This is a genomic window from Fodinibius salsisoli (genome assembly GCF_026229185.1).
Classification (GTDB): domain Bacteria; phylum Bacteroidota; class Rhodothermia; order Balneolales; family Balneolaceae; genus Fodinibius; species Fodinibius salsisoli.
Genome location: NZ_JAGGJA010000012.1, coordinates 74,552 through 99,225 on the forward strand (window position 1 = coordinate 74,552; position 24,674 = coordinate 99,225).

The 24,674-nt window shown below is 43.4% G+C and carries 23 protein-coding genes; 3 read left to right on the forward strand and 20 right to left on the reverse strand.

Features of this window, described 5'->3' with window-relative positions:
- Positions 1 to 102: 102 nt before the first annotated feature.
- From J6I44_RS15985 to J6I44_RS16070, 18 genes are all read right to left on the reverse strand, one after another.
- Complete coding sequence (locus J6I44_RS15985; protein ID WP_265767163.1) at positions 103 to 2,820, reverse strand: TonB-dependent receptor; 2,718 nt, start codon at positions 2,818 to 2,820, stop codon at positions 103 to 105.
- A 472-nt stretch (positions 2,821 to 3,292) separates the two neighbouring features.
- On the reverse strand, positions 3,293 to 5,353 hold the full coding sequence (ftsH, locus tag J6I44_RS15990; protein WP_265767164.1) for an ATP-dependent zinc metalloprotease FtsH: 2,061 nt from the start codon (positions 5,351 to 5,353) through the stop codon (positions 3,293 to 3,295).
- A 251-nt stretch (positions 5,354 to 5,604) separates the two neighbouring features.
- Complete coding sequence (gene thiL / locus J6I44_RS15995) at positions 5,605 to 6,648, reverse strand: thiamine-phosphate kinase (protein ID WP_265767165.1); 1,044 nt, start codon at positions 6,646 to 6,648, stop codon at positions 5,605 to 5,607.
- Positions 6,649 to 6,739: 91 nt separating this feature from the next.
- Positions 6,740 to 7,192 carry an ExbD/TolR family protein gene (locus tag J6I44_RS16000; RefSeq protein ID WP_265767166.1) on the reverse strand — a complete coding sequence of 151 codons (453 nt, stop codon included), beginning with the start codon at positions 7,190 to 7,192 and terminating at the stop codon, positions 6,740 to 6,742.
- 9 nt (positions 7,193 to 7,201) lie between these two features.
- Positions 7,202 to 7,747, reverse strand: coding sequence for a biopolymer transporter ExbD (locus J6I44_RS16005; RefSeq protein ID WP_265767167.1), 546 nt, complete (start codon positions 7,745 to 7,747; stop codon positions 7,202 to 7,204).
- A gap of 18 nt (positions 7,748 to 7,765) precedes the next feature.
- Positions 7,766 to 8,035 (reverse strand): hypothetical protein, encoded by a 270-nt coding sequence (locus J6I44_RS16010; RefSeq protein WP_265767168.1) that lies wholly within the window; start codon positions 8,033 to 8,035, stop codon positions 7,766 to 7,768.
- A 39-nt stretch (positions 8,036 to 8,074) separates the two neighbouring features.
- Positions 8,075 to 8,788, reverse strand: coding sequence for a MotA/TolQ/ExbB proton channel family protein (locus tag J6I44_RS16015; RefSeq protein ID WP_265767169.1), 714 nt, complete (start codon positions 8,786 to 8,788; stop codon positions 8,075 to 8,077).
- 152 nt (positions 8,789 to 8,940) lie between these two features.
- A complete protein-coding gene (locus J6I44_RS16020; RefSeq protein WP_265767170.1) occupies positions 8,941 to 10,956 on the reverse strand; it encodes a protein-disulfide reductase DsbD family protein in 2,016 nt (671 codons plus the stop codon).
- Positions 10,957 to 10,989: 33 nt separating this feature from the next.
- Positions 10,990 to 11,433 (reverse strand): 50S ribosomal protein L9, encoded by a 444-nt coding sequence (gene rplI, locus J6I44_RS16025; protein ID WP_265767171.1) that lies wholly within the window; start codon positions 11,431 to 11,433, stop codon positions 10,990 to 10,992.
- Between the two features lie 32 nt (positions 11,434 to 11,465).
- Positions 11,466 to 11,717 (reverse strand): 30S ribosomal protein S18, encoded by a 252-nt coding sequence (rpsR, locus tag J6I44_RS16030; RefSeq protein ID WP_265767172.1) that lies wholly within the window; start codon positions 11,715 to 11,717, stop codon positions 11,466 to 11,468.
- Between the two features lie 31 nt (positions 11,718 to 11,748).
- Entirely contained in the window at positions 11,749 to 12,135 is a 387-nt protein-coding gene (rpsF, locus tag J6I44_RS16035) for a 30S ribosomal protein S6 (RefSeq protein WP_265767173.1), read from the reverse strand.
- Between the two features lie 225 nt (positions 12,136 to 12,360).
- Positions 12,361 to 13,812 carry an NADH-quinone oxidoreductase subunit N gene (locus J6I44_RS16040; RefSeq protein ID WP_265767174.1) on the reverse strand — a complete coding sequence of 484 codons (1,452 nt, stop codon included), beginning with the start codon at positions 13,810 to 13,812 and terminating at the stop codon, positions 12,361 to 12,363.
- A 5-nt stretch (positions 13,813 to 13,817) separates the two neighbouring features.
- Complete coding sequence (locus J6I44_RS16045) at positions 13,818 to 14,108, reverse strand: 4a-hydroxytetrahydrobiopterin dehydratase (RefSeq protein ID WP_265767175.1); 291 nt, start codon at positions 14,106 to 14,108, stop codon at positions 13,818 to 13,820.
- A 4-nt stretch (positions 14,109 to 14,112) separates the two neighbouring features.
- Positions 14,113 to 15,720: a complex I subunit 4 family protein gene (locus J6I44_RS16050; RefSeq protein ID WP_265767176.1), complete on the reverse strand. Its 1,608-nt coding sequence runs from the start codon at positions 15,718 to 15,720 to the stop codon at positions 14,113 to 14,115.
- Between the two features lie 13 nt (positions 15,721 to 15,733).
- The gene (nuoL, locus tag J6I44_RS16055; protein ID WP_265767177.1) at positions 15,734 to 17,755 is read right to left on the reverse strand and encodes an NADH-quinone oxidoreductase subunit L; all 2,022 of its coding nucleotides are present in this window, start codon (positions 17,753 to 17,755) and stop codon (positions 15,734 to 15,736) included.
- Between the two features lie 256 nt (positions 17,756 to 18,011).
- The gene (gene nuoK, locus J6I44_RS16060) at positions 18,012 to 18,314 is read right to left on the reverse strand and encodes an NADH-quinone oxidoreductase subunit NuoK (RefSeq protein WP_265767178.1); all 303 of its coding nucleotides are present in this window, start codon (positions 18,312 to 18,314) and stop codon (positions 18,012 to 18,014) included.
- Positions 18,307 to 18,831, reverse strand: coding sequence for an NADH-quinone oxidoreductase subunit J family protein (locus J6I44_RS16065; protein ID WP_265767179.1), 525 nt, complete (start codon positions 18,829 to 18,831; stop codon positions 18,307 to 18,309). The genes nuoK and J6I44_RS16065 overlap by 8 nt, the downstream gene beginning before the upstream one ends.
- 104 nt (positions 18,832 to 18,935) lie before the next feature.
- Entirely contained in the window at positions 18,936 to 19,751 is an 816-nt protein-coding gene (locus tag J6I44_RS16070; RefSeq protein WP_265767180.1) for an undecaprenyl-diphosphate phosphatase, read from the reverse strand.
- An 82-nt stretch (positions 19,752 to 19,833) separates the two neighbouring features.
- Here J6I44_RS16070 and J6I44_RS16075 point away from each other — a divergent pair, with 82 nt between their 5' ends.
- The gene (locus J6I44_RS16075) at positions 19,834 to 20,841 is read left to right on the forward strand and encodes an AAA family ATPase (RefSeq protein ID WP_265767181.1); all 1,008 of its coding nucleotides are present in this window, start codon (positions 19,834 to 19,836) and stop codon (positions 20,839 to 20,841) included.
- A 376-nt stretch (positions 20,842 to 21,217) separates the two neighbouring features.
- Positions 21,218 to 21,451 carry a hypothetical protein gene (locus J6I44_RS16080; RefSeq protein ID WP_265767182.1) on the forward strand — a complete coding sequence of 78 codons (234 nt, stop codon included), beginning with the start codon at positions 21,218 to 21,220 and terminating at the stop codon, positions 21,449 to 21,451.
- Between the two features lie 87 nt (positions 21,452 to 21,538).
- Here the strand turns inward: J6I44_RS16080 and rpsA are convergent, their stop codons facing one another.
- Together rpsA and cmk are read right to left on the reverse strand one after the other, a co-directional pair.
- Positions 21,539 to 23,518: a 30S ribosomal protein S1 gene (rpsA, locus tag J6I44_RS16085; RefSeq protein ID WP_265767183.1), complete on the reverse strand. Its 1,980-nt coding sequence runs from the start codon at positions 23,516 to 23,518 to the stop codon at positions 21,539 to 21,541.
- 75 nt (positions 23,519 to 23,593) lie between these two features.
- Positions 23,594 to 24,250 (reverse strand): (d)CMP kinase, encoded by a 657-nt coding sequence (gene cmk / locus J6I44_RS16090; RefSeq protein WP_265767184.1) that lies wholly within the window; start codon positions 24,248 to 24,250, stop codon positions 23,594 to 23,596.
- A 154-nt stretch (positions 24,251 to 24,404) separates the two neighbouring features.
- Between cmk and rpsT the strand changes: the two genes are divergently transcribed.
- Complete coding sequence (gene rpsT / locus J6I44_RS16095) at positions 24,405 to 24,656, forward strand: 30S ribosomal protein S20 (protein WP_265767185.1); 252 nt, start codon at positions 24,405 to 24,407, stop codon at positions 24,654 to 24,656.
- The last annotated feature ends 18 nt before the right edge of the window (positions 24,657 to 24,674 follow it).

Below are 24,674 nucleotides of genomic sequence, written 5' to 3' on the forward strand. Positions count from 1 at the left end.
GTTATTTGATTAGTGTGTGAAAGTGTAAGGTTCATTTCTTTGTGTGTGAACATAAGTGATGTTCATTACGAAACTGTTACGTCCATATTTTTTAACCATTAATTATAGCGAGAGCTTGGCCCCCAACTGTAAGGTAACGCCCGGCTTATAGCGGAAAGTTGTAGCAGGTCCCTGGGTGTATTCGCGCTCTTGGTTTAAAAGGTTGCTCGCTTCTAAACTCAGATCTACTCTCCCCAGTGGATATTCAATTTTGGCACCCAAATCGTGGAACGGCTCTTCATATTCATCATACTGCTGGCCGTTTTTGCCCACCGTGACGATACGCTCGCCAAAGGTGTTATAACTAAGAGAGAGATTCATATCCCACTTGGGTATCGTATAGAAGGAGGAGACGTTGATAATGTAAGGAGACTGCCCTACCATGGGACGCGTTATATTTGCTACCCTGTTGGAAGCCTGGCTCCCCATATCAGTCTCAGAAAATATGTAGGAAGCATTGGCCACTACTTGCAGTCGATCGGTAATATTTTTACGCCCCTCTACTTCTACTCCAAATAAATCAGCTTCAGGAGCATTATCGTAAAATACCTCGTTGGCATCGGTCAACCGGTAAAAAAGCTCGATAGGATTCTCAAACTGCTTGTAAAAAGCGCTAAGTGCAAATAACTCTCCTCCGCTTGGATACGTCTCAAACCTAAGGTCGTAATTGGTAATGCGAGTTCTCTCCAGATCAGGATTGCCATAAATTCGCTGACCGCCAAAAAAATCAGCAAAGTTAAAGTTGGAGATCTCTCTGAATTCCGGACGTGCCAGTGTTCGCGAAAATGCTGCCCGCAAGTTGGTTCGGTCACTTACCTCATAAGTGACGTTTACCGCCGGCAGAAAGTCCGTATTATCTACCTCGGAAACTTCCTGGTATTCTCCATCCAAACTCAATGGTACCTCAATAGTTTGCACAGAATTTTCAATACGCCCCCCAACCTCGAATGATAATCGATCGATAGCGTTCCACTGAGTGCTTATAAATCCGGCATAAATTGACTGGAATCCATCATACCAGTCTGATTGTGTTGTACCGAACTGAGTCGTTTCAACCATTTCCAAGGTCCCGTTTTCAACCTGTTCGTCATTAAAAAGAACGTCTGGGGACTGAGTGGCCGTGGCTTCGTCAATGAAAGGTGCCACCTGGTCACGATAAGAAATTCGTCGAGCAGTAAACCGGCGATCTTTGAGTATCACATTCCCTCCTGTTGAAACGGAAAGAAAATCCGCCGGCTCAAATTTGTACTTCAATTTGGCAGCATAGTTATTGTCTTTTTGGTTAGAGAAAAAGTGCCCATTATTATCTCCAAAAGGTGCAAAGCTATACTCGTTACCAGAAAGGTTATATCGGGTAGTGCGCCTATCCGGTCGAATTCTCTTCGCACTGTTGAAGCTAACATTTGCGGTAAGAGTCGAAGACAAGAAGTTCTGAAAATAGGTCTCCATTTCCAGCGTATTGGAGAATACCGTACGGCGATCAAAGTTTAAAATCGTCAAACGGTTTACACCGTTTTGGTAAGGGCCCTGGATAATGCTTTTGGTGTCGCTGGTGGAGTTTGAATACAACGATTTAAGACCGATCTTGGTCACGGGTGATGGCTTAACAAAAATATTCAACATCCCACTTAGATCAGCAGATATAACCCCTTCCGTCTGATTGTAATCCGTAAGGAAGTTGGGGGAACCCTCATTAAAGAACTGGATGAACCGCTGCACCTTATTGGGCTCAAGCTCGCGAGCATATTTGTAAGAAAAGTTACTGACTACCCCAATCGGCATCTTATCTTCATTAAATTGATTGGCATAGTTAACGCTGATGCTCTGCGATGGAATAGCAGATTGATTGGAGGAAATGCCCCAGCTGTTATGTAACCCATTCGCTACTTGCCCAGCATTCTGATCAGAAACTCGCTGACTATTCAATACAGAAGGCAGTTGTCGTTTCCCATTGTCATATCCCAGGAAATCTGTACTGCTCCCCCCGCTTGTAAGTGTATTTTCAAGCGTAGAAACCGTGTTATAGCTGGTGGAATAGCTTAACGTAAAGTTGCGCTCTTCCGGAAACTCACGCGTTGTTATTTGGACTGAGCCTCCGGAAAATTCAGCTGATTGGTCGGCCGTAAATGTCTTTTGAACGATGATATTGCTGACCAGCCCACTACCAAACAAATCCATCGGCGCTTCTTTCTTATTAGGATTGGTAGAGGGTAGCTGAGAACCATTCAACTGAACATTACTATATCGGTTACCGAGTCCACGAACAAATACATTTTTGCCATCCTGTACCGTGACACCCGTTACTCTTTTTATGGCTGATCCTACATCACCGTCGCCCAATTTGGATATCTGTTGAGAAGACAACCCATCTTGCATGGGGACCGATTTACGTTGTATTGAAAGCAAGCCCGCCGAGCTACTTTGATCTGCGGTAGCTGTCACAACCACTTCATCCATCCCAACAGTTTTGGGTTGCAAGGTTATGTTTACCGTTGTCGGAGAGCCGGCACTGACCTCAACCCCGGTAATGTTCTTCTTGTTATAAGATATGTAAGAAACAGTTACTGAATAAGTACCCGGCGTCAGGTTTCGAATCGCAAATTTACCATCCAAATCAGTTGCTGATCCTTTAGTGGTTCCTGTAATAGAAACATTAGCTCCGATAACCGTTTGGCCTGTTGCGGCGTCAATGACAGTTCCAACAATTTTACCTTTTTTACTATTATCGGAGGCGGGTTGGGCGTTTACATTAATTGCGACTGCAAGTAGCGAGGCAGCCATTAAATATCGAATTAGAAAGCGTAAATTATTCACGGTAAGTGTGCTGATTTTATTTTGTAGTTTATTCCTTAACATGACATGTCAAGGATAGCACACTTAGATTTCAGAACTATTATGCAACCATTACGAATACATTATTCTAATTTTACCTTAATGTTAAGAGACCCCTCTTATCGCGGATAAATAAGCTTTTCCTACTTATCTATGTTAAACGCGGAGAATGAATTAGAAATTTAATTTTATGATAATGTCTCTCTCAAAGACCGTACAATCTGTTCAAACACGTTACGGATAATCAACCCAAGTACCATTAGGCAACCCATCCAAGAGCCTAAATTCCTTAGCCTCTTTCTCTTAGGGATATTTGGGGCATATAACTCCTAAATAAATAGCCGTCTACCTGTTCAACCTGAAAACGGCTGCTATCACGAAAAGATAAACCTATTTCGCCACTTATTTCTAAGCAGCAATGTCATTCCTCTTTTTCAGAAGACGTATTTTTGGTTAGCTCATCATCCGAACTTTCTTCCAAAATTTCAGCATCGGAGACCTCATCATGACCGTTAGATTTATTCGTATCACCCTCGTCATCAAAAATTCCTTCCGGATATTTCCCTTCGGGATGAGCCCCTAAAAGGTCTTTTAAGTCATTATGATCAATGACTTCTTTATCCAACAACGTCTTGGCCATTTTCTCAAGCTGATCTTTATGCTTGGTCAACAAAGCCTTGGTTCTCTCATAATTGTGTTTGATAATATCACTCACTGCATCATCGATGCGCTCTGCCGTTCGCTCGGAATATTTCTTATTAAACCCATAACTGTTTTCCGGGTTATTGGAATTTTTTAGCGACAGATACCCCAATTCATCACTCATTCCGTATTCTGCCACCATAGCAAAGGCCATATTGGTAATGCGCTCCAGATCATTCTGAGCACCGGTAGAAATACGTCCAAAGATGATCTCCTCTGCTATCCTTCCACCTAACAGAGCACAAATTTTATCATTAAGCTCTTCTGTGGTCATCAGGAAGCGATCTTCAAGTGGGGTTTGGAGGGTATAACCCAGTGCAGCAAGTCCACGGGGTACAATACTCACCTTTAGAACCGGATCGGTATGTTCAAGATACCAGCCAACTATTGCATGACCTGATTCATGGTAGGCCACTATTTCACGTTCTTTGGGACTAATGAGTTTATTTTTTTTCTCCAGTCCGGCGATAACCCGCTCAATAGAATCCTGGAAATCCTCCATCTCAACTTTCTCCTTACCTCTGCGCGCAGCCATCAATGCCGCCTCATTACAGAGGTTAGCCAACTCCGCACCGGCAAAGCCGGGTGTTTGGGAAGCCAGAAGCTTTAAATCAATATCATCGGAGAGGATTAAGTTTCGGGCATGGACCTTCAGTACTTCTACACGCCCTCTCAGATCCGGCTTATCGATCAATATCTGACGATCAAAGCGACCAGGTCGTAACAGTGCCGAATCCAAAACGTCAGGCCGGTTGGTTGCCGCCATGATGATGACGCCCTTGTCGGTATTGAAGCCATCCATCTCACTTAGAAGCTGATTGAGGGTATTTTCCCGCTCATCGTTTGATCCCATCATCGCTCCTTTACCCCGGCTTCTCCCAATGGCATCAATTTCATCAATAAAGATAATACAGGGCGCTTTTTCTTTGGCCTGTTTAAACAGATCTCGTACACGGGCAGCCCCCACTCCTACAAACATCTCTACAAAATCAGAACCGCTTAAGCTAAAGAAAGGCACATCCGCTTCGCCCGCCGTAGCTTTAGCCAGTAATGTCTTACCAGTGCCCGGTGGGCCCACCAGGAGCACTCCTTTGGGTAAGGTACCGCCAAGCTTGGTAAACTTCTGGGGATTTCTCAGAAACTCTACCACTTCTTCTACTTCTCCTTTAGCCTCTTCAAGACCGGCTACATCCTTAAATGAAACTTCATTATTGGCCTGTTTATCGTAGAGCGAAGCTTTATTTTTACCGATATTAAGAACCTGCTGACCGGGATTCATGCGTCGGAAAATAAAAATCCAAAATATGACGGCCAGTCCGATAGGAATTAACCATATCAGGATACCGCTGAACCAATCCTCTTCAATCTGCACATCGTAGGTCACCTCATTACGGTCAAGTATTGGCCGAATCTCATCCCCTTCCAGCATCGTTGTAGAAAACCGGTTGGTTTCAGGGCTGCTCCCAAACTGCCATTGCTCTTCCTCTTCGGCAGGCTTTACTATCCCTTCTTTGACCGCCTTTTCGGTGTATTCGCCACTGATGTAACTACCGTTTCTTATCGTAATTTGCTTCACATAGCCCTGTTCTACATACGACAAAAAAGTACTGTACTTAATACGGGATCCACTTTCGGTATTCATAAAATATACCTGGATGCCCAACAGGGCCATCAGCAGAACTACATATATCCAAATCGGAAACTTTGGACTATCATCCTTCCCTTTGGAAGATCCTTTCTTATTCGATTGTTTTGGGGAAAAGTTTTCGTTCTTCGGCATGTACAAATTGTTAGCAGATTGATCTTATCTATGGAATATACGGTAAATATTTAAAGCCTGCGTAATGGCACCCTCAATTTACTTTTATAAGATAAGAAGAATAATAAATGGTTTAGTTAAAACTCATTGCTAAGTTGAGAATAGCTTTCAGTTACCATAACCTTAACTGGCGCTGGCAAGACAATTAACATTTATTTTAACGCTTTAACTGCTGCAGATATTTCATTAAGTGTGCATTTGATGAGCTGATTTTAGTCTTTAGTGTTTCCCCTTTCATCAAAGACAGCGACGCCCCCTTCTGCTTGTTGCATCCGGATGCCTTCGTCCTGTTCAGTAATTTTACCTATGACGGTAAAGTCACTAAAAATATCGGCCAGTGTTTCTACCTGTTGCTCAGGCAAAGTAAACATAAGCTCATAATCCTCTCCCCCATATAGGGCATATTTATCAACATCTTCTTTCATTTCATCAGCAACCGTCCTTGTTTCAAGGGCTATAGGCAGTGCGGCCTGATAGAAATAAGCTCCAACCTCCGAGGCTTCGCTGATATTACGAATTTCACTTAGCAAACCCTGAGTTAAATCAATCATAGATGTGGGTAGAATATCAGCATCCGCTAATTGTTCGACAAAATCTTTTCTGGCTATGGGCACTAACTGGCGTTTTACAACCTGTTCATAGTCCTCGAGATCTGGCTGAAACGCTTGCTGTTTATTCTGTTCTTCCCAGAACCGTTTTTCACGCATTAAAATTCGTAACCCTGCTGCTGCACCTCCCAGATCACCGGTAATACAAATGGCATCACCAAGCTGAGCTCCTTTACGATAAATCACATTTTCTTCAGCAACAGACCCATAACAACTAATACTAATGTTCAAGAGCTGATGGGAAGCGGCGAGATCTCCCCCAACAATCTGAATATCATAGTCTTTACCCGCTGCTCCTATCCCCCGGTAAATTTCTTTCAGCATATCAACGGATAACTTATTGGGTACCGAAAGGTTGACCAGTACTGTTTGAGGGGTTCCATTCATTGCATAGATATCGCTTACAGCAGCTGTAGCAATTTTATATCCCAAATGATGCAGGGGCACATAGGTTAAGTCGAAATCTACCCCCTCCATAAAACTCTCTGAGCTCAATAGCTGTAAGCCTTCCGTTGGTTTTACAACGGCACTATCATCGCCATGCCCCTGTACAACAAAGTCATGGCTGACCGAGCCTTGCTCCATCAACTCTTCAATAAGTTCACCGCGACCCAATGATTGTATTGTCCTAAAAGATTCGTTATCCATAATTTAATTCAATAATAAAAAAGGCAGGTACACAAAAGTGTACTTGCCTTTTCCTTTTATAGAAAGTTATATATTTCTAAAATAATACTGCTTAGTTATTAACCTCCTGCTTGGTGGAGTAATTGATCCTGAGCGTACCTGCTTCACGAAGTTCTTCCTGGACGTCTGTGACAACGCCAAACTCCGATTCATCATTGACTCGTAAAGAAACAATAAGCTTAGGCTGCTCTTTGTATTTATCATACATAAGATTCCGAATCGCGCCAATATCTTCAATCAAAGCATCGTCGATTTGTACGCGGGTTGGACCGGTTTGGTTGCCTTGCTGTTTTTCAGGACCAATGTAGATATAACTAATCAGTCGTTTTTGCTCAATTTTCTCAATATTTTCTGCCTGAGCGAAGTTAATCTGGACTTGCAAATTAACCTCACGCAATACCGTCGTCACCATAAAAAAGATGAGCAACATAAAGACTACATCAGGCATGGCCGATGTCGGTACGTCCTGACTTGTCTTAGCAGATTTTTTTTCAAAATGTGCCATAATTAAACCTTATCCCTCGTCTGGTTCTGCGATTGAAATTTTCTTGGGATAAATATCCTGCACCTGCTGCTGGCGTTCCCCTTCATCCTCAAGTTGACTGTAGGGAACTCCAAATTCAGACTGTGATGCCTGATTACGAAGTTCAGCATATGCTCCCATCACCTCATCCAACATATTGATATATGTTTTATAGGGTGTCTGGCGCTGAGTTTTAATAGAAACAATCGCTTTATCCGGCGAATCAGAAAGATTAGGATCCTGTCCCCTGTTGGTTACAAAATCTTTAATCGTCTGCTTTACTTCGGATATTGGCGTTGGCTCATCATCAATCATAACCAAACCCTGAACATTCACAAGAATGTTGAGCAAATTACGCTCTTTAATGGGTGGTGGGTCCTGATTTTCCTCAGGTGCAGGCGGCAATTGCAAACCGATACCTGTATCAACATCAATCGTCGTAACCAGCAGAAAGAAAATCAGCAGCAGAAAGGCGATATCCGCCATTCCCGCGCCCCCTACTTCGGGGTCCTCACGCTGTCTATTTTTATTAAACATAAATTTACCACCTAAGTGTTATAAATTAAACGTTCCTCTCAAGCCGGTTAAAAAGACCAGTAAGATCATCGCTGCGATCATAAAGATCATGGTTGCCACTCCGGCTTGGGTGACATCCCCAAAAACACCGTATGCTACTGCAAACACGGCAAAGGGCACCAACATGGTCACAATCTTTTTAACGTCTTGTTTACCTTTTATAAGGCTTTGGATACCAGAAATCAGCATTCCTATAATACCAAGTCCGATTAACCCCAAGCCTAATCCTATTGCTATAGTTACAATCATAATAATGAATTAAGAATTAGAATTTAATAAGAGGTTAATTTACTCTTCATTAGGAGTTTCTGGCGCTACTTGCTTCCCATCCTTAAGCATAACAATAGAATCGATGAGCGTAATGGAACTTTCTTCCATTTCGGAAATAATACGATCAATTTTAGACACGCAGTAGTTATAACCGATCTGCAGAATAATACCCGCGAGAAGGCCACCTGCTGTCGTCAAGAGAGCTACTTTAATACCACCGGCTACCAGTGTAGGAGAAATATCGCCAGCTTGCTCAATGGCATCGAAAGCCTGAATCATACCAACTACGGTACCGAGGAATCCGAGCAGCGGGGCAATAGCAATAAAGAGCGATAGCCAGACGAGCCCTCGTTCCAGAAAACTCATTTCGATAGAACCATAGGCTGATATGGCTTTTTCTGCGGCCTCAATGCCTTCATCCACACGCATTAAGCCTGCCTGAAAAACAGAAGCAACGGGGCCTCGTGTTTCCGCACACAATTGCCGTGCTGCAGGTACGCCACCTTCATCCAGTGCTTCCTGAACGTCAACGACAAATTTTCGAGTATCGATATCAGCTAAGTTTAAGGTAATTATACGCTCCAGGAAGATAGCTAAACCAAGAATAAGAGCGACAAGGACTGGCCACATGAACCCACCCTCGTTACCTTCATTAAATTTTTCGACAATTATATTAAAAAATCCTTGGTCTGCTCCTGCTTGAAGGAAAAAGAGAGTTATTGACGTTATCATACGATTACTCCAGTTAAATTATATTAGTTATCTGTTATAAATGGGCTCACAAAGATGGAAAATTATAGATTAATTTATTTAAAATGTCAAAGGAAGGAAACATATTTTATAAATTTTACCCTTCCAGCACATTTTGCTAAATAAACCACCCATCATTTCATGCCCGTTTGAAATTCATTGACCCTGGATTCAAATCGTTGGAGACCTGAATCCAGAAATTGTTGGAATTCTTTTTTATCCGCATACCCTACCAGTTGTTCCACAACTTGTTCCGTTCTTGGATCTACAATCACATATGTAGGTAGAGCCACAGTGCCCGTCAATTCAAATTGAAATTGTTGGTTTTTTGGGCCTTCAATTCCATCATCTGTATATAAACGCACTTGCTCCATTTTTGCAAATCGTTTTTGGATTGGCTCTAGCGGAAACACGTTGGTTTCCATGGCCCGGCAGTTTGTACACGTATAACCTGTGAAGTCAATAAATACAGCTTTATTTTCTTTTTTAGCCTCTTCAAGGGATGTTTGATAATTACTTGACCAAGATTCTGACTCACTGCTTCCGTTATTGCCCGGCGCTTGCTGTGCGAGCGTTTGTACTACGCTAACATCAGTGGCTTGCTTCGGAGGCAGCCAGGAATCCCAAATTCCGAGAGAAGCTCCAAGTAATCCGGGAATCAGATAAAAGCTGAAAAGCAGAAATGGAAGAGAGAGCATAACGCGTCCAGTGCCTATACTATCGGGCTTCGATTCGTGCGAGATTGCAAACGTGCCCAAAACATATAGCCCGGCAACCAAAAATATGGCGATCCACGCAGCAATTGTAAAAGGTCGTGAAATAAGTCCCCATTGCCATACTAAGTCTGCGTTTGATAAAAACTTAAATGCTGCAGCTAATTCGATAAATCCCAGTAAAACTTTTACAATATTCATCCACGAGCCACTTTGTGGCAGCGACTCGAGCCATCGTGGGAAGAGTGCAAATAGAACAAACGGACTGGAAAAGGCTGCTGAAAAGCCCGCCATTCCAATAATGGGATAAAACCATTCGCCGCCGGCTGTAGCAGCTAAGACACCCCCTACAAAAGGAGCTGTACAGGAAAAAGAGACCGCGCTGATGGTCAACGCCATAAACAAGATGCCAATGCCTCCTGAACTTTCATCGCTCTTCTTGTTCAGCCAGTTCGTAAGCTGGTAGGGCAACCGTAGTTCGAAGGCTCCCAACAGGCTGACCGCAAACACCACAAGAACAAGAGCAATGAACAAATTGACCCACGGATTGGCGGCAAACTTGTTAGCGCCTGAGGCTCCTATCAGCAGAGCTAACAAAGCGCCCAAAATGGTAAAGGTTGCTACAATAGCAGCACCAAAGCCAAGGGCCTGTCCCACGGCTCGCTTCCCCTCTCCCTCTTTCTGCTTGGTGAAGAAGGAAACAGTGAGTGGAATCATCGGGAATACGCACGGGGTTAACAGCGCGGCAAAGCCAGCCGTCAAAGCAATCCAGAGGAAGGAAAAGATACCATCATTACCATAGCCGGAACCAGAGGCAGAAATTTCGGCTCCATCGGTTGAGGTATCCTCCTGGGCTGTGGGTGTATTATTTAAGCCTATAGCAGCATCTCCCTCACTCTGCTGTGAGGATTCTTGTTCGCTAAAACCCTGGTAGGGATCAGCGGCAACACCGCTTACAGAAATTGATTGTGTAATGGACTTGGTCTTGGGAGGCAGGCAGGATTTGTCATCACAGACCTGGTACAAGACTTCCAGGTCTATCATTGTACTCCCTTCTACTTCGGGCCGGAATGCCACCGGTATGGTAAAGGTAGCTTCTTTAGTATGCCATCCCAGCTCTGCATTAAAATTGGGATCCATCTCAATGGCTGGCTCTGACTCCCCGACTTCTCCAGCTACAGCCATCTTTGGATTGGCAGAGGAAAACTGTGTGGGATAGGGACCGGCATCCGGATCATTAGCGACCGAATACAGATGCCACTTACCATCGATCGTCGCTTGAATCTGTACTTCAAAGATCTCTCCCGCTTTTACCTGTTCGGGAGCTTCCATGATGGTGTAAGACACCGGATCCAACATTTGGGCCTGTGCCTGAATAAAAAATGGGGATAACATCACCATGATGATCCCCATTATAGGCTTGATAACTTTTTTCATGCCAGAAAGTTTAGGTTAAAACAAAACAGCGTGTTACTGCTTAACCACCCAAACTTTAATTTGTGGCTTAATCTCACCAACGAGATTAATGGTTGCAGTGTATTCGCCTAACGTTTTGATGTCTTGGTCTAACGAAATCTTACGCTTATCTATTGTAATATCTCGTTCATCAAGGGCATCTGCAACATCTTGGTTGGTTACAGAACCGTGGATACGTTCGTCTTCACCTACAGAAACTGAAATAGTTACCGATGTGGTCTCCAAACGCTCCGCCATATCCTGGGCGGCCTCAATTGTTAATTCAGCACGGCGTTCAGCTTTTTCTTTCATTCGCTCTAACTGCTTCAGCGCCCCTTCAGTAGCCATCATGGCTTTCCCTTGGGGAATCAAGTAGTTACGGCCATATCCGGCTCTGACTTCGACCATATCGCCGGCATCACCGAGCTTATTTACATCTTCTCGTAAGATTAACTTCATGTATTTATTAGCCATGGAAATAGGAAATATTTTTATCGAAGGTTTTCTGCTACATATGGAATCAGCCCTAAAAAGCGAGCTCGCTTAATGGCACGAGAAAGCTGGCGCTGATATTTGGCACTTGTCCCTGTTACACGGCGGGGCAAAATTTTTCCCTGATCGTTCATAAACCGCTCTAACAGTTCGGTATCTTTATAATCAATATACTCAATGCCAGATTCTGTAAACTTGCATTTACGGGTTTTAATCTGGCCCTTCTTTGGGTGCGATGGATTCTTAATCATAATAAAAAGTCGTTGGTTTTATAGAAATGGGTTAATCTTCGTCTTCTTCCTCACCTTCCTCGTCTTCGTCAACAAAGACCGCAGGTACCTCATTTTTGCGTTGAAGGTCACGATGCCGTAACATTTTAGCATCATACTTGAGGGTAAGATAGCGAAGTACGTAATCGCTAATTCTAAGAGCTCGCTCTAACTTCTCGATGAGCTCACCTGGCGCGTTAAAATAGGCGTTCACATAGTAGCCGCTGGACTTATCGTCCATTTCATGCTCAAACTTACGGATACCCCATTCATCTATTTCATCAATTTCTCCACCGTTATCTCGGATAAGCTCGGTGAATTTGTTCACAACCCCTTCGTACTCGTCATCTTCAAGTACGGGATTGATAATATACGTTAACTCGTAATAGTTTCTACTCATTTGTATAAATTTCCTTTGGTTGTTTCCATTTTGGAACAGCCAACGTCGTGACTTTCACTCGTTAGCAGGGCTCGCAAAAATAGTGCTTTTTAAACCCAAATACAATAATAGGTTTTCTGAATTATGTTAGGGAGGTAAAGACACACGGAATAAGGAGCTCTATTTGGGTAAAACCCCGCTAAAACTTTCTTGCTTTTGGCTTAAGCTTGGTTTGATTCCATCCCCTTAATTGCCAGTCAGATGTGTGACCCAATCCCCGGAATAATATGAGGCGAGGAGATCGTGCAGTCCTCCAAATGCCACACCAAAATAGATCGTAAGAATGGTAAGTACAATCAGTGTACCCTTAAAGGTAATGCCAGCCTGCACAAAAGGAACATCCTTGTGCGGCTCCCGGAAGTACATATAAACCATGGGGCGCAAGTAATAATAGACACTGGCGGCACTGGCTAAGACCCCGATGACAGCAAGGGCTATCATATCCGCATTAATGGCGGCAGCAAATACGAGGTACTTTCCAAAAAAGCCCACCAAGGGGGGGATTCCTGCCAGAGAAAATAAGAAAATGGAAAGCATGACTCCCATAATTGGGCGCTTGAATCCAAGGCCTGCATAGTTATTGACGTCAGTAAAGTCCAACCCCTGTTGGCGCTCGTAGTAAGCCACTATTCCGAAAGCTCCAACATTCATTATTGTATAGGCCAACAGGTAAAAGAGCACTGCGCTGTAGCCTTCCGGGGTGCCTGCTGCGAGTCCAACCAATAGGTAACCGGCATGGGCAATACTGGAATAAGCCAGCATTCGTTTAATATTATCTTGTACAAGTGCGATGATATTCCCCAGGATCATCGTAATAATTGCAATGACTTCCAGTACTTCCGACCATTCGGCTGTTTCTGCGGGAAGCATCTTTGAAACTATTAAAATCAGGGCAACAAAGGTCGCTGATTTTGATGCCGTTGCCATGTATGCTGTCAGCGTTGTGGGCGTACCCTGATAAACATCGGGGGTCCACATATGGAATGGAACTGCTGAAACCTTAAAGAAGAAGCCAACCAGCAACAGCCCTGCACCAGCTATAAACAACAGGTTTGAACTTGCATTCTGTGCGATTTCAGGAATACTTAGCGATCCTGTAGCACCATAAAGTAAAGCCATACCGTAGAGCAAAAAGCCGGTAGAAAAGGCGCCCAGTAGAAAATATTTTAGAGCTGCCTCTGCCCCAATTTTATGTTCCTTGATAAGTCCCGCCAGTACATACAAACAAATAGACATTGTCTCTAGGCCTACAAAAATCATGATCAGGTTATTAGCACTGGCCAGCGCTAACATCCCCGAGGTTGCGATAAGCACCATGGCATAGACTTCTCCAAACTCATGCTCAATGGCCTTAAGGTACTCTCGGGAAATAAGTACACAGAAAAGAGCTCCTAATAGGACAACCGTGTTACCAAAAGCAGAAACCCCGCCATAGGTGATCATGCCGGACCAAGCCTCTCCTACCGGACCAAACATATCAATAATCGACAGACCCAAGGCCGCAATTAATGATACTACGGTTAACCCATAAATTCCGTCATGATCATTCTTGTAGGAATCAATTAAAAGGGCAATAAGTCCGGCAACGCCTGCGATAACACCGGGCAAAAAAGCGTTAAGGTCGAATAAATAATTCATGCAAATTAGTTGTTATACAGTGACTCGATGGTTTTTGCAAGTGCAACGTCTTTCTCAGTAACCTTTCCGCCAGCATCATGTGTGCTCAGTGAGATGGTTACCGTATTATAGACGTTAAAAATTTCCGGATGATGAACTTGCTCTTCCGCCTCAAAAGAGATGCGGGTAATAAAACCGATAGCATCACGGAAATTATCGAAAGTAAATTCCTTGGTTATTTTGTCGTCTTCATGACTCCAGTTCGTAAGATCTGCTAATGCTTCTTCAATCTTGTCTGTCGAAAGTGGTTCAGCCATGGCGTTACTTGTTTTGGGATTTAGATGCCAATTCATTAGTAACATCATACAATGTAGAAGCCCATCCGGGAAGTTCCTCCTTGTGAGCCGCTTGTTGTACCGCAATTCGTTTTTGCTGAGACTGTTCAATCAGTTCATTAACCTGTGCTTCGGAATACCGGGTAAAGTCAACGGGACGTATACCAATCCAAACCATAAAGATGATAAGTGGGACCAGGATGCCGATTTCACGGGCATTAAGATCTTGTAATTTTTCATTCACTTTATGCTTTAACGGTCCAAACATCACACGCTGATACATCCAGAGCATATAAACCGCTGCAAGAATAACCCCGAGCGCAGCAAAGACTGCAAAAGCATTCTGTGGTATGACGCTTGAGTTAAAAGCCCCGTTTAGAATCAAGAACTCACCTATAAATCCGTTTAATCCGGGCAACCCAATTGACGCCAGCGTAGCAATCATAAACATGACCGCAAAAATTGGCACTACTTTGGCAATGCCCCCAAAATCCTCAATCATACGCGTATGGCGGCGGTCATAAATCATTCCAACAATCAGGAAGAGGGCTCCCGTTGACAAGCCGTGATTTACCATCTGGATTAATGCTCCCTGCACACCAATCACATTTACCGCAAATAAGCCCAGTACAACAAAACCCAAGTGACTAACCGAGGAATAGGCCACCAGTTTTTTAACATCTTTCTGAACCATCGCAACCAAAGCGCCATAGATAATACCGATTACGGCTAATGCTGCCATATAAGGAGCAAAGGCAGCGAAAGCATTCGGAAATACGGGTAAACACACACGGAGAAGTCCATAAGTACCCATCTTCAACATAATGGCTGCCAGCACCACAGATCCGGCTGTAGGCGCTTCCGTGTGAGCGTATGGCAACCAGGTATGGAATGGGAAAAGCGGTACTTTAATACAGAAGGCCAATGCAAAAGCAGCAAATAAATAGGTTTGTTCCACTAATCCAATGGTATATTCAGTACCGGAAAGAAAACGCCAGTCGGTACTAAAGCTAACACCTTCCATCACGGAGCCGGCATCATATCCTAAGTATATCAGTCCAACCAGCATAATGAGCGACCCTACCAGGGTATAGATAAAGAACTTAACGGTTGCATGGATACGATTTTTACCGCCCCAAATACCAATCAGGAAGTACATGGGGATGAGTGATAACTCGAAAAATACATAGAAAACAATCAGATCAAGAGAGGCAAAAACGCCCATCGAGGCCGTTTGTAACAACAGAAGCATGGAATAGTATCCTGCCAAATGCTTCTTAATCGAATCCCAGGAAGAAAGAATAACGATGGGTCCCATCAGGGTGGTCAACATGAAAAGAAGTAGGCTGAGTCCATCGAGACCAATCAGATACTTGATATCCATACCACCAATAAGCGGTGCCGTTTCAGTTAAATACTGGGCTGTACCCGAGGCAGCGATATCAAAATTAAATAACAGAGGTAATGACAACAAAAAAGTAGCACTTGTTGCAAGCAGGCTAATCCATTTTGTAGCCTTGTCGTTTCGGGCCACCAGAATTCCGGCGATGCCCACAAGCGGTAAATAAATACAAATATTTAAAAGTAACTGCATCTTTAAAGGTAATTTACAGGATCAACATACTTAAAACGATGAGAACACCGACGACGAGTGCTAAGGCGTAGCTACTGGCAACACCTGTTTGAATATAACGGAAGACACTTCCAAACAAACGCACAACTCCGCCAACAGTGTTGACAATACCATCTACAATTTTCATATCAAATTTGGCCAGCCCCTTATCCGAGAAGCGTACCAGTGGATTAACAACCAACCCTTCGTAAAACTCATCGAGGCTGTATTTCTCTTTCCAGGTTTGATAAAGTCCTCCAAAGCGTCCAGCAAGCTTGGTATCCGACTCTTCCGTTGCGCCATCCCCATACATTCGATATGCTGCATAGAGACCTACAACTGCAACTGCTACCGAAATAAAAAGCAAAATCCATTCTGTGGCGTGGGATAATACGAGGCCATAATCAGCCGTGATAGTATGGAGCCAGTTATGGAGCAGATTTATATGCTCTTCCTGGTGCGTAAAGGTTGACAGTAAAAAATTGGGTACGCCCAAAAACCCACCGACGATTGAAAGTCCTCCAAGCGTCCACAATGGGATGGTCATCGTCTTGGGGCTTTCGTGCAGATACTTCTCCGCCCCCTTGGCTTCCTGAATCTTTTCTGGCAGCTTAAACTTGCCATTGAATGTCCCAAAGATGAGCCTGAACATATAGAAAGCTGTTAAGAAGGCGGTAATCATTCCCACTCCCCAGAGCAAAAAGTAAAGTGAACCAGCGAACTCGCCCAGACCGGCATTAAAGGCAAACGCTAAAATTTCATCTTTGGAGAAAAAGCCTGCCAGCGGAGGAATTCCAGCAATAGCGACGGTGGCAATTAAAAAAGTTTTATAGGTAGAGGGCATATACTCTTTGAGTCCACCCATGAACCGCATGTCCTGTGGATCAAAATGCACATCTTTACCCTCGTCATGGAGGCCGTGCTCAACGTGCTCCATCGCATGAATGACGGAACCAGATCCCAAGAAGAGACAAGCCTTGAAAAATGCATGTGTTACTACATGAAACATCGCGGCCGTGAAGGCGCCAGAGCCCAAAGCTAAGAACATATAGCCCAACTGCGACACGGTGGAATAGGCGAGTACTCCTTTAATATCGTTTTGTGTAATGGCAATGGTTGCCGCGACAATAGCCGTCAGAGCACCAATAGCAGCGATAATCATCATAATCTCTGGCGACATGACGAACATCGGAGACATTCTTGAAATCAAATAAATGCCGGATGTAACCATCGTTGCTGCGTGAATAAGTGCCGAAACAGAAGTGGGACCAGCCATCGCATCCGGCAGCCATACAAAAAGCGGAATCTGTGCACTCTTACCAGTAGCACCAATAAACATAAGCAAACCAATCCAAAACTTGTCGTCAGCAGGAATAGCATCCAGACTGCTTAGGATAGCACTAAAATCGAGACTACCCACATGTTGAAAGGTCATAAACATGGCTATCAGGAAAGCAAAGTCCCCCACCCTGTTGTAAAGAAAAGCTTTTTTGGCCGCATCCGACTTATCCATATCAGTGTACCAAAAGCCAATCAACAGATACGAACAGAGGCCGACGCCCTCCCACCCAAGGAAAAGCAGCAGCAGATTATCTGCCAGCACCAGGTTCAGCATGGCAAAAATAAAAAGATTGAGGTATGCAAAGAACTTCCAATATCCATCATCATGCCACATATAGCCAATGGAGTAGAGATGAATCAAGAACCCAACCCCGGTAACGACCAGCGTCATAAGGATGGAAAGCTGATCAATTTGATAAGCAATATCCACACTAAAAGAACCAACTTCTATCCATCGGAAAAGCTCGGCCGATATAGCAGCGGACTCTTGGCCCATGTTAAGGAAGAAGTAAACAGCTATAACAAATGGAATAAAGACCGAAAGGTTGGCGATCGTCCCAATCAGGCTCTTCTTCTCACGGAATGTGTTGGAACGCAATCCCAAAAGGCCATTAATAAGAAAACCCACCAGCGGCAGGACAATAATCAAACTTGTAAGCGTTGTTACAGAATCCATTTAACAGATTTTTCAGTGTTTTATCCTTACAAAATATCCGGCCCGAAAGCAGTTCATCACCCCGAGCTTTAGGGGAAAATTCTCAAGTGGCAAAGATACAAAAAAGTGAGTGAAGGTAAAGGTCCAGCCATACTCTAATTTGTGGATTTTTTAATTTAGTTAGTTTCTAAATTAGCAGACCATCCATCTTTGTTGAGCATAACGAACACCCATCATCACCTGCCGGCCAAATACCGCACCCCTTGCGGTTCAATTCCTACCATCGGAGGAGGTTAATTTGAGTAATGTCGACTGAGAAGTTATTTCGGAAAATGGCAATAATAATAGCGAGCCCTACTACAGCTTCTGCTGCAGCAATAGCCAGCGAAAAGAATACTAAAATTTGCCCATCCACATTGCCATAGTGACTACTAAAAGAAACAAGGCTCAGATTTACAGCGTTGAGCATCAACTCTACACACATAAAAATGACAATTGCATTTTTACGGATGAGCACACCCACGATTCCGATACAAAATAAAATTGCACTAAGTGCTAAATACCAATCTATACTAATCATTTTCTTCAGTGAGAGGCTTAGTTTTATGCTGTGCTACCAGTAGGGCCCCATTCACGGCAGCAGTCAGAAGCATAGCGATTATATGAAAAGGCAGTGAATACTTTGTATAAAGGACATCCCCGATAGCTTCAACCGTTCCGGCTTCGGCCATTTGTGCAGACACGACGGGTAATGTATCAGAGAAGCTGCCGATACTATATATCAGCTGGGCAAAAATTCCTACTCCCAACAGAAAGGCGACAAAATATTTGATACGAAACTTGTTAAACAGGCTCTCTTCTTCATCAATATTCAACAACATAATTACAAACAGGAACAGAACCATGATGGCCCCGGCATATACCAATATTTGGATGATCGCCAGGAATTGTGCCTGCAACAGTAGGTAGACCCCGGATAGCGACACCATATTTAATACCAAAAACAGAGCACTGTTAACCGTATTTTTACTTATTACCAAACCCAAGGCGGTGGCAACGGCTAATACAGCCAGAAAAATAAAGGAGTATGTAATCATGTTATCCAATTTTTTATTGTGGCTTCAAAGGTAGATAAATTTGGAAACGGCATCAACTCGAATTCTACTTTTAGATGTTAAATCTTGATGTCCAGCGCCGCCGATTAGTAAAAATAAATTATACCTATTGTACCTAATATCCAGCAGTACCATGCAAAGGGGTGAATACCCTTGCTTTGCAACATGATAATCAAATATTTAAGGGCATAATATCCGGATATAAAAGAGACTAAAAAGCCTATTATTAAATTCCAGAGGGCCTGTATTTGAATACCCATCTCAATCATATCTTTAATTTCCAATAGCATAGCTCCAGCTATAACGGGAATAACCATCAGGAAAGAAAAGTTGGCCACCTCTTGACGTTCTATCCCTAAATAAAGCCCCAGTGATATCGTAGATCCTGATCGGCTGATGCCCGGAAGGATGGCAAATGCCTGAGCTAATCCTATACCAAAGGCCCGTGAAGCATTCATACTGTTCGGAAAATAATCCCTGAATTTGGTCAAATAAAGAATGGCGCCGGTAACCAAAAGCATGATGGAGACCATAAAGGGGTTGAGAAAGATGTTCTCTATTGTTTCCTTCATGGTGAGTCCAACGATCAGGGCGGGAATCATACTCAACAAAATAAATCCACTGAGTTTTATGTTAGTATCATGGGCCGTCCGCTCAGAAAATTCGCCGGGATGTCTAACCAAGCCCCATAATGAACTGAGGATCTCCTTAATTTTTTTATGATAATACACCAGAATACTACATAAGGTGCCGAAATGAACAACCACTTCGAACGTAATATTTTTATCAAGCTTTCCTCCCAATAAGGCTTCCCCCAGGACAAGGTGACCTGAACTGCTTATTGGTAAAAATTCGGTTAAACCCTGAATAAGTCCTAATAAAAAAGAATCTATGATTTCCATTTGTTAACTTTCGCCGTTTATATTTTCGAGCAGAAAATAGCTATTACACAACCAAATTCTAAATTCAACAACCATTTTTGTCATGGCTAACACTTCAACGTCCGTAGATATGCAGGCGCTGGGAGAAAAAATTCAGCAATCCAGTGCATTTATTGAAGATATTTATACCGAATTAGATAAAGTGATCGTAGGCCAAAAGTATATGATCAACCGCCTGCTGGTGGGCCTGCTGGCCGACGGGCACGTTCTCCTGGAGGGAGTCCCCGGATTGGCAAAAACCCTTACCGTCTCATCTCTGGCCAAAGTTATTAATACAAAATTTCAGCGTCTCCAGTTTACGCCGGATCTGTTGCCGGCCGACCTTATCGGTACGCTCATCTACAATCAAAAAGAAGCGGAATTCACGGTAAAAAAAGGGCCTATTTTTGCCAACATCATTCTTGCTGACGAAATCAACCGTTCTCCTGCCAAAGTACAAAGTGCCCTCTTAGAAGCCATGCAGGAGAAGCAGGTTACCATCGGTGACACCACCTACCCTCTTGATAAGCCCTTCCTGACGCTGGCTACCCAGAACCCCGTTGAGCAGGAAGGAACCTACCCTCTTCCGGAAGCACAGGTAGACCGCTTTATGCTAAAAATTAAAATTGACTATCCCAGCGAAAGCGAAGAGCTTGAGATTATGCGCCGCATGGCTAAAACGGCCGACAAGCAAGAGCTGAAACCTGTTATTACGACCGAAAAAGTACTGGAAGCACGCGAGGTCGTAGATGAAATTTATGTAGATGAAAAGGTTGAACAATACATTATTGATTTGGTTTTTGCCACACGAGATCCCGAAAAATACAACCTCGAAGATCTTTCTGACCTGATTAACTTTGGTGCTTCCCCCCGCGCTTCCATTAACCTTAATCTTGCCTCACGGGCTCATGCCTTTATGGAACATCGGCCATATGTAACTCCTGAAGATGTCCGGACTATTGCCATGGATGTTCTTCGACATCGCGTTATCCCAACATTCGAAGCCGAAGCCGAAAATATTACCTCTGAAGATCTCATCGACAAAATCATGTCAACCGTGCAAGTACCATAATCTGTATATTATTGTTAGCCAAACAGATGATGAACTGGCGCAACCTTGTACTTGTCATGAGTATCAGACTCAAGGCGTCAGTTCATTATTTACCTTTCTGAACACCTTAAATTACCTTCCCTCCTTTCCCTTTTTACTGGCATTTTACTCAACAAGAGCTTAAAGATTAGTTAATAACTAAATAATTTGAATGTTATTCCATTAGTTTATTACTTAGCTATATAATTACATCAAGGTTATATACAGGCTATAGAACCTCAAGAAATATCATTAGAGCCTAATCATACAACAGGCATTACCTTAAGTACCAAGTCTTATATAATCCTATAATAAATATATATCTGGTTCATAAACCTTAACTAAAGCTGAGGTATCCATGGCAATTGAACCCCAACCCCACATAAACCAAATGCCCAAAAAAGAGCGTAAATCCCTCGCCACTGCCCTCCAAAAACTAACGGAAGGTGGCAAAGCCCTTGAAGTATCCTGTAAATCTGAAGCTGAATTGAATTCAGCAATAGATCTGGCACTAAAAATTAACCAGAATAATGAAAAGACCATCAGAAGCAGTAAGAAGCCTGACCTTAACACTGTCTTTTTCTACATATAGGAAGACAAAAATAATTTAACATAAAAAAGGCTCAGCGTCTTAAACGCTGAGCCTTTCTATTTTTTTGTAGTAAACCTACCCAAGCAATTACTCTTGCTCGTCTCCGGCTTCTTCCTCTTCATCTTCCGCTGCTTCTAAATTCTGCGCAGCCTCCGATTTTTCTTTGGCAGCCATCTGCTCTTTAAGATCTGCAAGACCCGACATCTCACCTAAAGTAGGTGTACCGGTTTGAGGTGCAGAATCTTTTTTCTGAGAACGGCTTTTCTTGCCTGAAGATTTAGTCGCCTTCTTCACATCTTGCTCGCGCTGACTGAGCGTAATGTTTTTATTCGTTTCATCCAGTTCAATAACATACGCTTTCACGCTATCACCTTCAGCAAAGTTGTCGGCGGGTTCTCCATCCGCTTCCGTTTTGCTGGCAGGAATAAAGCCTTCGAGGTTATGAGGCAATTTGACAAATACCCCCTTATCGGTGGTATTTACAACCTCACCTTCAACCTGGTTGGTTCCACTGTATTCTTCAGCGAACTCTTCCCAAGGATTTTCCTCGATTTGCTTATGACCAAGCGTAATACGACGATTTTCAAAGTCGATCGCCAGAATAACCACTTCGATCTCTTCATCCTTATCGATGATTTCATTCGGGTGGTTAACCTTTTCAGTCCAGCTCAGGTCAGAAATGTGGATAAGTCCGTCGATGCCGGGCTCGAGTTCAACAAACACACCGAAGTTGGTGAGGTTGCGAACGGTTCCCGTATGCTTGGATCCCACAGGATAACGCTTGTCGATATCTTCCCAGGGATCTTTCTCAAGCTGCTTAACACCGAGGGAGATTTTCTTCTCCGGCTCGTTCACATTAAGTACAACACAGTCAATAATATCATCTTTGCTTACCAGCTGCGATGGGTGCTTGATATGCTGTGTCCACGACATTTCACTAATGTGGATCAAGCCTTCAACACCTTTTTCGAGCTCAATAAAGGCACCGTAATCCGCTATTGAAACTACGCGGCCCTGAACCTGAATATTTTCAGGATACTTGAGGTCGATTTCATCCCATGGATGCGGTTGCAGCTGCTTAAGTCCCAGAGAAACACGCTTGGTGTCTTCATCAAAGTCGATAACAGCCACATTAAGTCGCTGATCAAGCGAAACAATTTCATCCGGATGCTCCACACGTCCCCAAGAGAGGTCCGTAATGTGCAAGAGACCGTCAACGCCTCCAAGATCAATAAATACACCGAAGTCGGTAATATTCTTGACAATACCTTCGAGTACCTGGCCTTCTTCAATGGTAGCAAGGATCTCTTCGCGCTGCTCTTCAAGGTCAGACTCAATAAGCGCACGGTGCGAGACAACAACGTTCTCGGCATGCATATTGAGTTTTACAACCTGAAACTCCATCGTCTTACCGACATAGGCATCAAAGTCGCGCACAGGACGTACATCAATCTGAGAGCCGGGCAGGAATGCATCAATGCCCATAATATCGGCAACCATACCGCCTTTAATGCGTCGCTTAATATATCCCTCAATAATTTCGCCGGTTTCTGAGGCCCGTTCAATAGTCTCCCAGGCATGCAGGATGTCGGCTTTACGACGAGACAGAATTAACTGGCCTTCCTGATCTTCAACCTGATCAAGGAAAACATCTACTTCATCGCCAGGCGCAAGATCTTCAAGTACTTCATTCGGAAATTCATTTGCCTGTACAATTCCTTCGGATTTAAATCCGATATCTACAATTACATAATCTTCGTCAACGGAAACAACACGACCCGTTACAATTTCTTTTTCCTCAATCTCATTGAGGGTATCTTCATACATATCTGCAAGCTGATGGAACTCCTCATCCGTATAATCCTCGGATGCTGCCTGCAGTTCTTCATAGGTGTAGGTTTCATCTTCGTCCGCTTCGCCGGTAAATGTGGCAATTTTGTCTTCTTCCGGAGCTACACGCACTTCGTCTTCCGTAACAGTATCTACAGCAGTTTCTTCAGCTTCATTTGTTACTGCTTGATCTTCTGTTTCGTCTTGTTGTGGTTCTTGTTTTAGTTCGTCTGTCATTATTTACTTTTAGTTAAAATTACCGCATCCCGGATACCCAGAATGGGATTAGAGTTATATGTTATAGTTTAAAAATCAGCTTTCGATCTGATCGCTGATATGTGAACAAATTTTTTCGACCTGTTGTTCGAAACTCAAATGGGTCGTATCGATCTCGATGGCATCGTCCGCTTTTTGGAGCGGATCAGCCTCACGATTTGAATCTTTATGGTCACGCTGCTCAATATTTTGCTTTACTTCGTCGAGTGTAAGCTCAGGATTGTCCGGCTTTCGTTCTTTATACCGTCGGCGAGCCCGCTCTTCGAGTGCTGCTTTCATAAAAAACTTTAAATCAGCATTCGGAAACACGGCCGTTCCCAGATCTCGGCCCTCAGCTATATATACACCATTGGCCACAGCTTCGCGCATTAAATCATTAATAAATGCACGCACACGAGGCATAGCTGCAACGTGACTTACATTTTGCGCTACTTTGGGGGTACGGAGCTGATCTGTTACCGCATCATCGTTCACTTTTACATGAAACTGCTGATCGTAATAGCTAAACGTAACCTTTATCTTATTCAACAACTGAAAGAACTGCGCTTCATCGCACGCTGCCTGCAAATAAAGCAGTGTCGCCGTTCTATAAAGCGCTCCCGAATCGAGATATTCTATCTTTAATTTATCGGCTACGGCCCGCGCAGTTGAACTTTTTCCTGAACCGGCCGGTCCATCGATCACTGTGATCATAATGGAAAGTCTCCTAATTTACCCTTCTTTTATTAATTTTTCAATGATTTCTTGTTTAACAATTCCAGAAATTTTAACTTTGGGCTCTTTCTGAAATGGCGAAGAGATGATACAAATTAATTTAAAGAACTGTTAAGAAACTTTTTATAAATCTATGCCACAACATAAATCAGCAATAAAGCGCGTTCGTCAGAACGAAAAACGACGCAAACACAATCAACCACAGCGTTCAAAAATGAAAACGCTGGTCAACGAAGCTCTTGAAACGACTGACAAAGAGGAAGCTCAGGAAGCGGTCAGAGAAGCTACGGCTTACTTGGATAAGTTAGCGGGCAAAGGACTCATTCACAAAAACTTTGCGGCCCGCAGAAAGTCAAAGCTTGCTAAGCATCTGAACAACCTCTAAATAAAACGTTTCTTTTAT

Bases quoted from the DNA above. Each gene is read 5' to 3' on its own strand.
- ftsH (WP_265767164.1), bottom strand. From the start codon at position 5,353: ATGCCGAAGAACGAAAACTTTTCCCCAAAACAATCGAATAAGAAAGGA.
- rpsA (WP_265767183.1), bottom strand. From the start codon at position 23,518: ATGACAGACGAACTAAAACAAGAACCACAACAAGACGAAACAGAAGAT.
- J6I44_RS16040 (WP_265767174.1), bottom strand. From the start codon at position 13,812: ATGAATTATTTATTCGACCTTAACGCTTTTTTGCCCGGTGTTATCGCA.
- J6I44_RS16000 (WP_265767166.1), bottom strand. From the start codon at position 7,192: ATGGCACATTTTGAAAAAAAATCTGCTAAGACAAGTCAGGACGTACCG.
- J6I44_RS16065 (WP_265767179.1), bottom strand. From the start codon at position 18,831: ATGATTACATACTCCTTTATTTTTCTGGCTGTATTAGCCGTTGCCACC.
- J6I44_RS16075 (WP_265767181.1), top strand. From the start codon at position 19,834: ATGGCTAACACTTCAACGTCCGTAGATATGCAGGCGCTGGGAGAAAAA.
- rpsR (WP_265767172.1), bottom strand. From the start codon at position 11,717: ATGATTAAGAATCCATCGCACCCAAAGAAGGGCCAGATTAAAACCCGT.
- J6I44_RS16050 (WP_265767176.1), bottom strand. From the start codon at position 15,720: ATGCAGTTACTTTTAAATATTTGTATTTATTTACCGCTTGTGGGCATC.
- nuoK (WP_265767178.1), bottom strand. From the start codon at position 18,314: ATGATTAGTATAGATTGGTATTTAGCACTTAGTGCAATTTTATTTTGT.
- J6I44_RS15985 (WP_265767163.1), bottom strand. From the start codon at position 2,820: ATGGCTGCCTCGCTACTTGCAGTCGCAATTAATGTAAACGCCCAACCC.
- rpsT (WP_265767185.1), top strand. From the start codon at position 24,405: ATGCCACAACATAAATCAGCAATAAAGCGCGTTCGTCAGAACGAAAAA.
- J6I44_RS16045 (WP_265767175.1), bottom strand. From the start codon at position 14,108: ATGGCTGAACCACTTTCGACAGACAAGATTGAAGAAGCATTAGCAGAT.
- rplI (WP_265767171.1), bottom strand. From the start codon at position 11,433: ATGAAGTTAATCTTACGAGAAGATGTAAATAAGCTCGGTGATGCCGGC.
- nuoL (WP_265767177.1), bottom strand. From the start codon at position 17,755: ATGGATTCTGTAACAACGCTTACAAGTTTGATTATTGTCCTGCCGCTG.
- J6I44_RS16005 (WP_265767167.1), bottom strand. From the start codon at position 7,747: ATGTTTAATAAAAATAGACAGCGTGAGGACCCCGAAGTAGGGGGCGCG.
- J6I44_RS16070 (WP_265767180.1), bottom strand. From the start codon at position 19,751: ATGGAAATCATAGATTCTTTTTTATTAGGACTTATTCAGGGTTTAACC.
- rpsF (WP_265767173.1), bottom strand. From the start codon at position 12,135: ATGAGTAGAAACTATTACGAGTTAACGTATATTATCAATCCCGTACTT.
- cmk (WP_265767184.1), bottom strand. From the start codon at position 24,250: ATGATCACAGTGATCGATGGACCGGCCGGTTCAGGAAAAAGTTCAACT.
- J6I44_RS16020 (WP_265767170.1), bottom strand. From the start codon at position 10,956: ATGAAAAAAGTTATCAAGCCTATAATGGGGATCATCATGGTGATGTTA.
- J6I44_RS16010 (WP_265767168.1), bottom strand. From the start codon at position 8,035: ATGATTGTAACTATAGCAATAGGATTAGGCTTGGGGTTAATCGGACTT.
- J6I44_RS16080 (WP_265767182.1), top strand. From the start codon at position 21,218: ATGGCAATTGAACCCCAACCCCACATAAACCAAATGCCCAAAAAAGAG.
- thiL (WP_265767165.1), bottom strand. From the start codon at position 6,648: ATGGATAACGAATCTTTTAGGACAATACAATCATTGGGTCGCGGTGAA.
- J6I44_RS16015 (WP_265767169.1), bottom strand. From the start codon at position 8,788: ATGATAACGTCAATAACTCTCTTTTTCCTTCAAGCAGGAGCAGACCAA.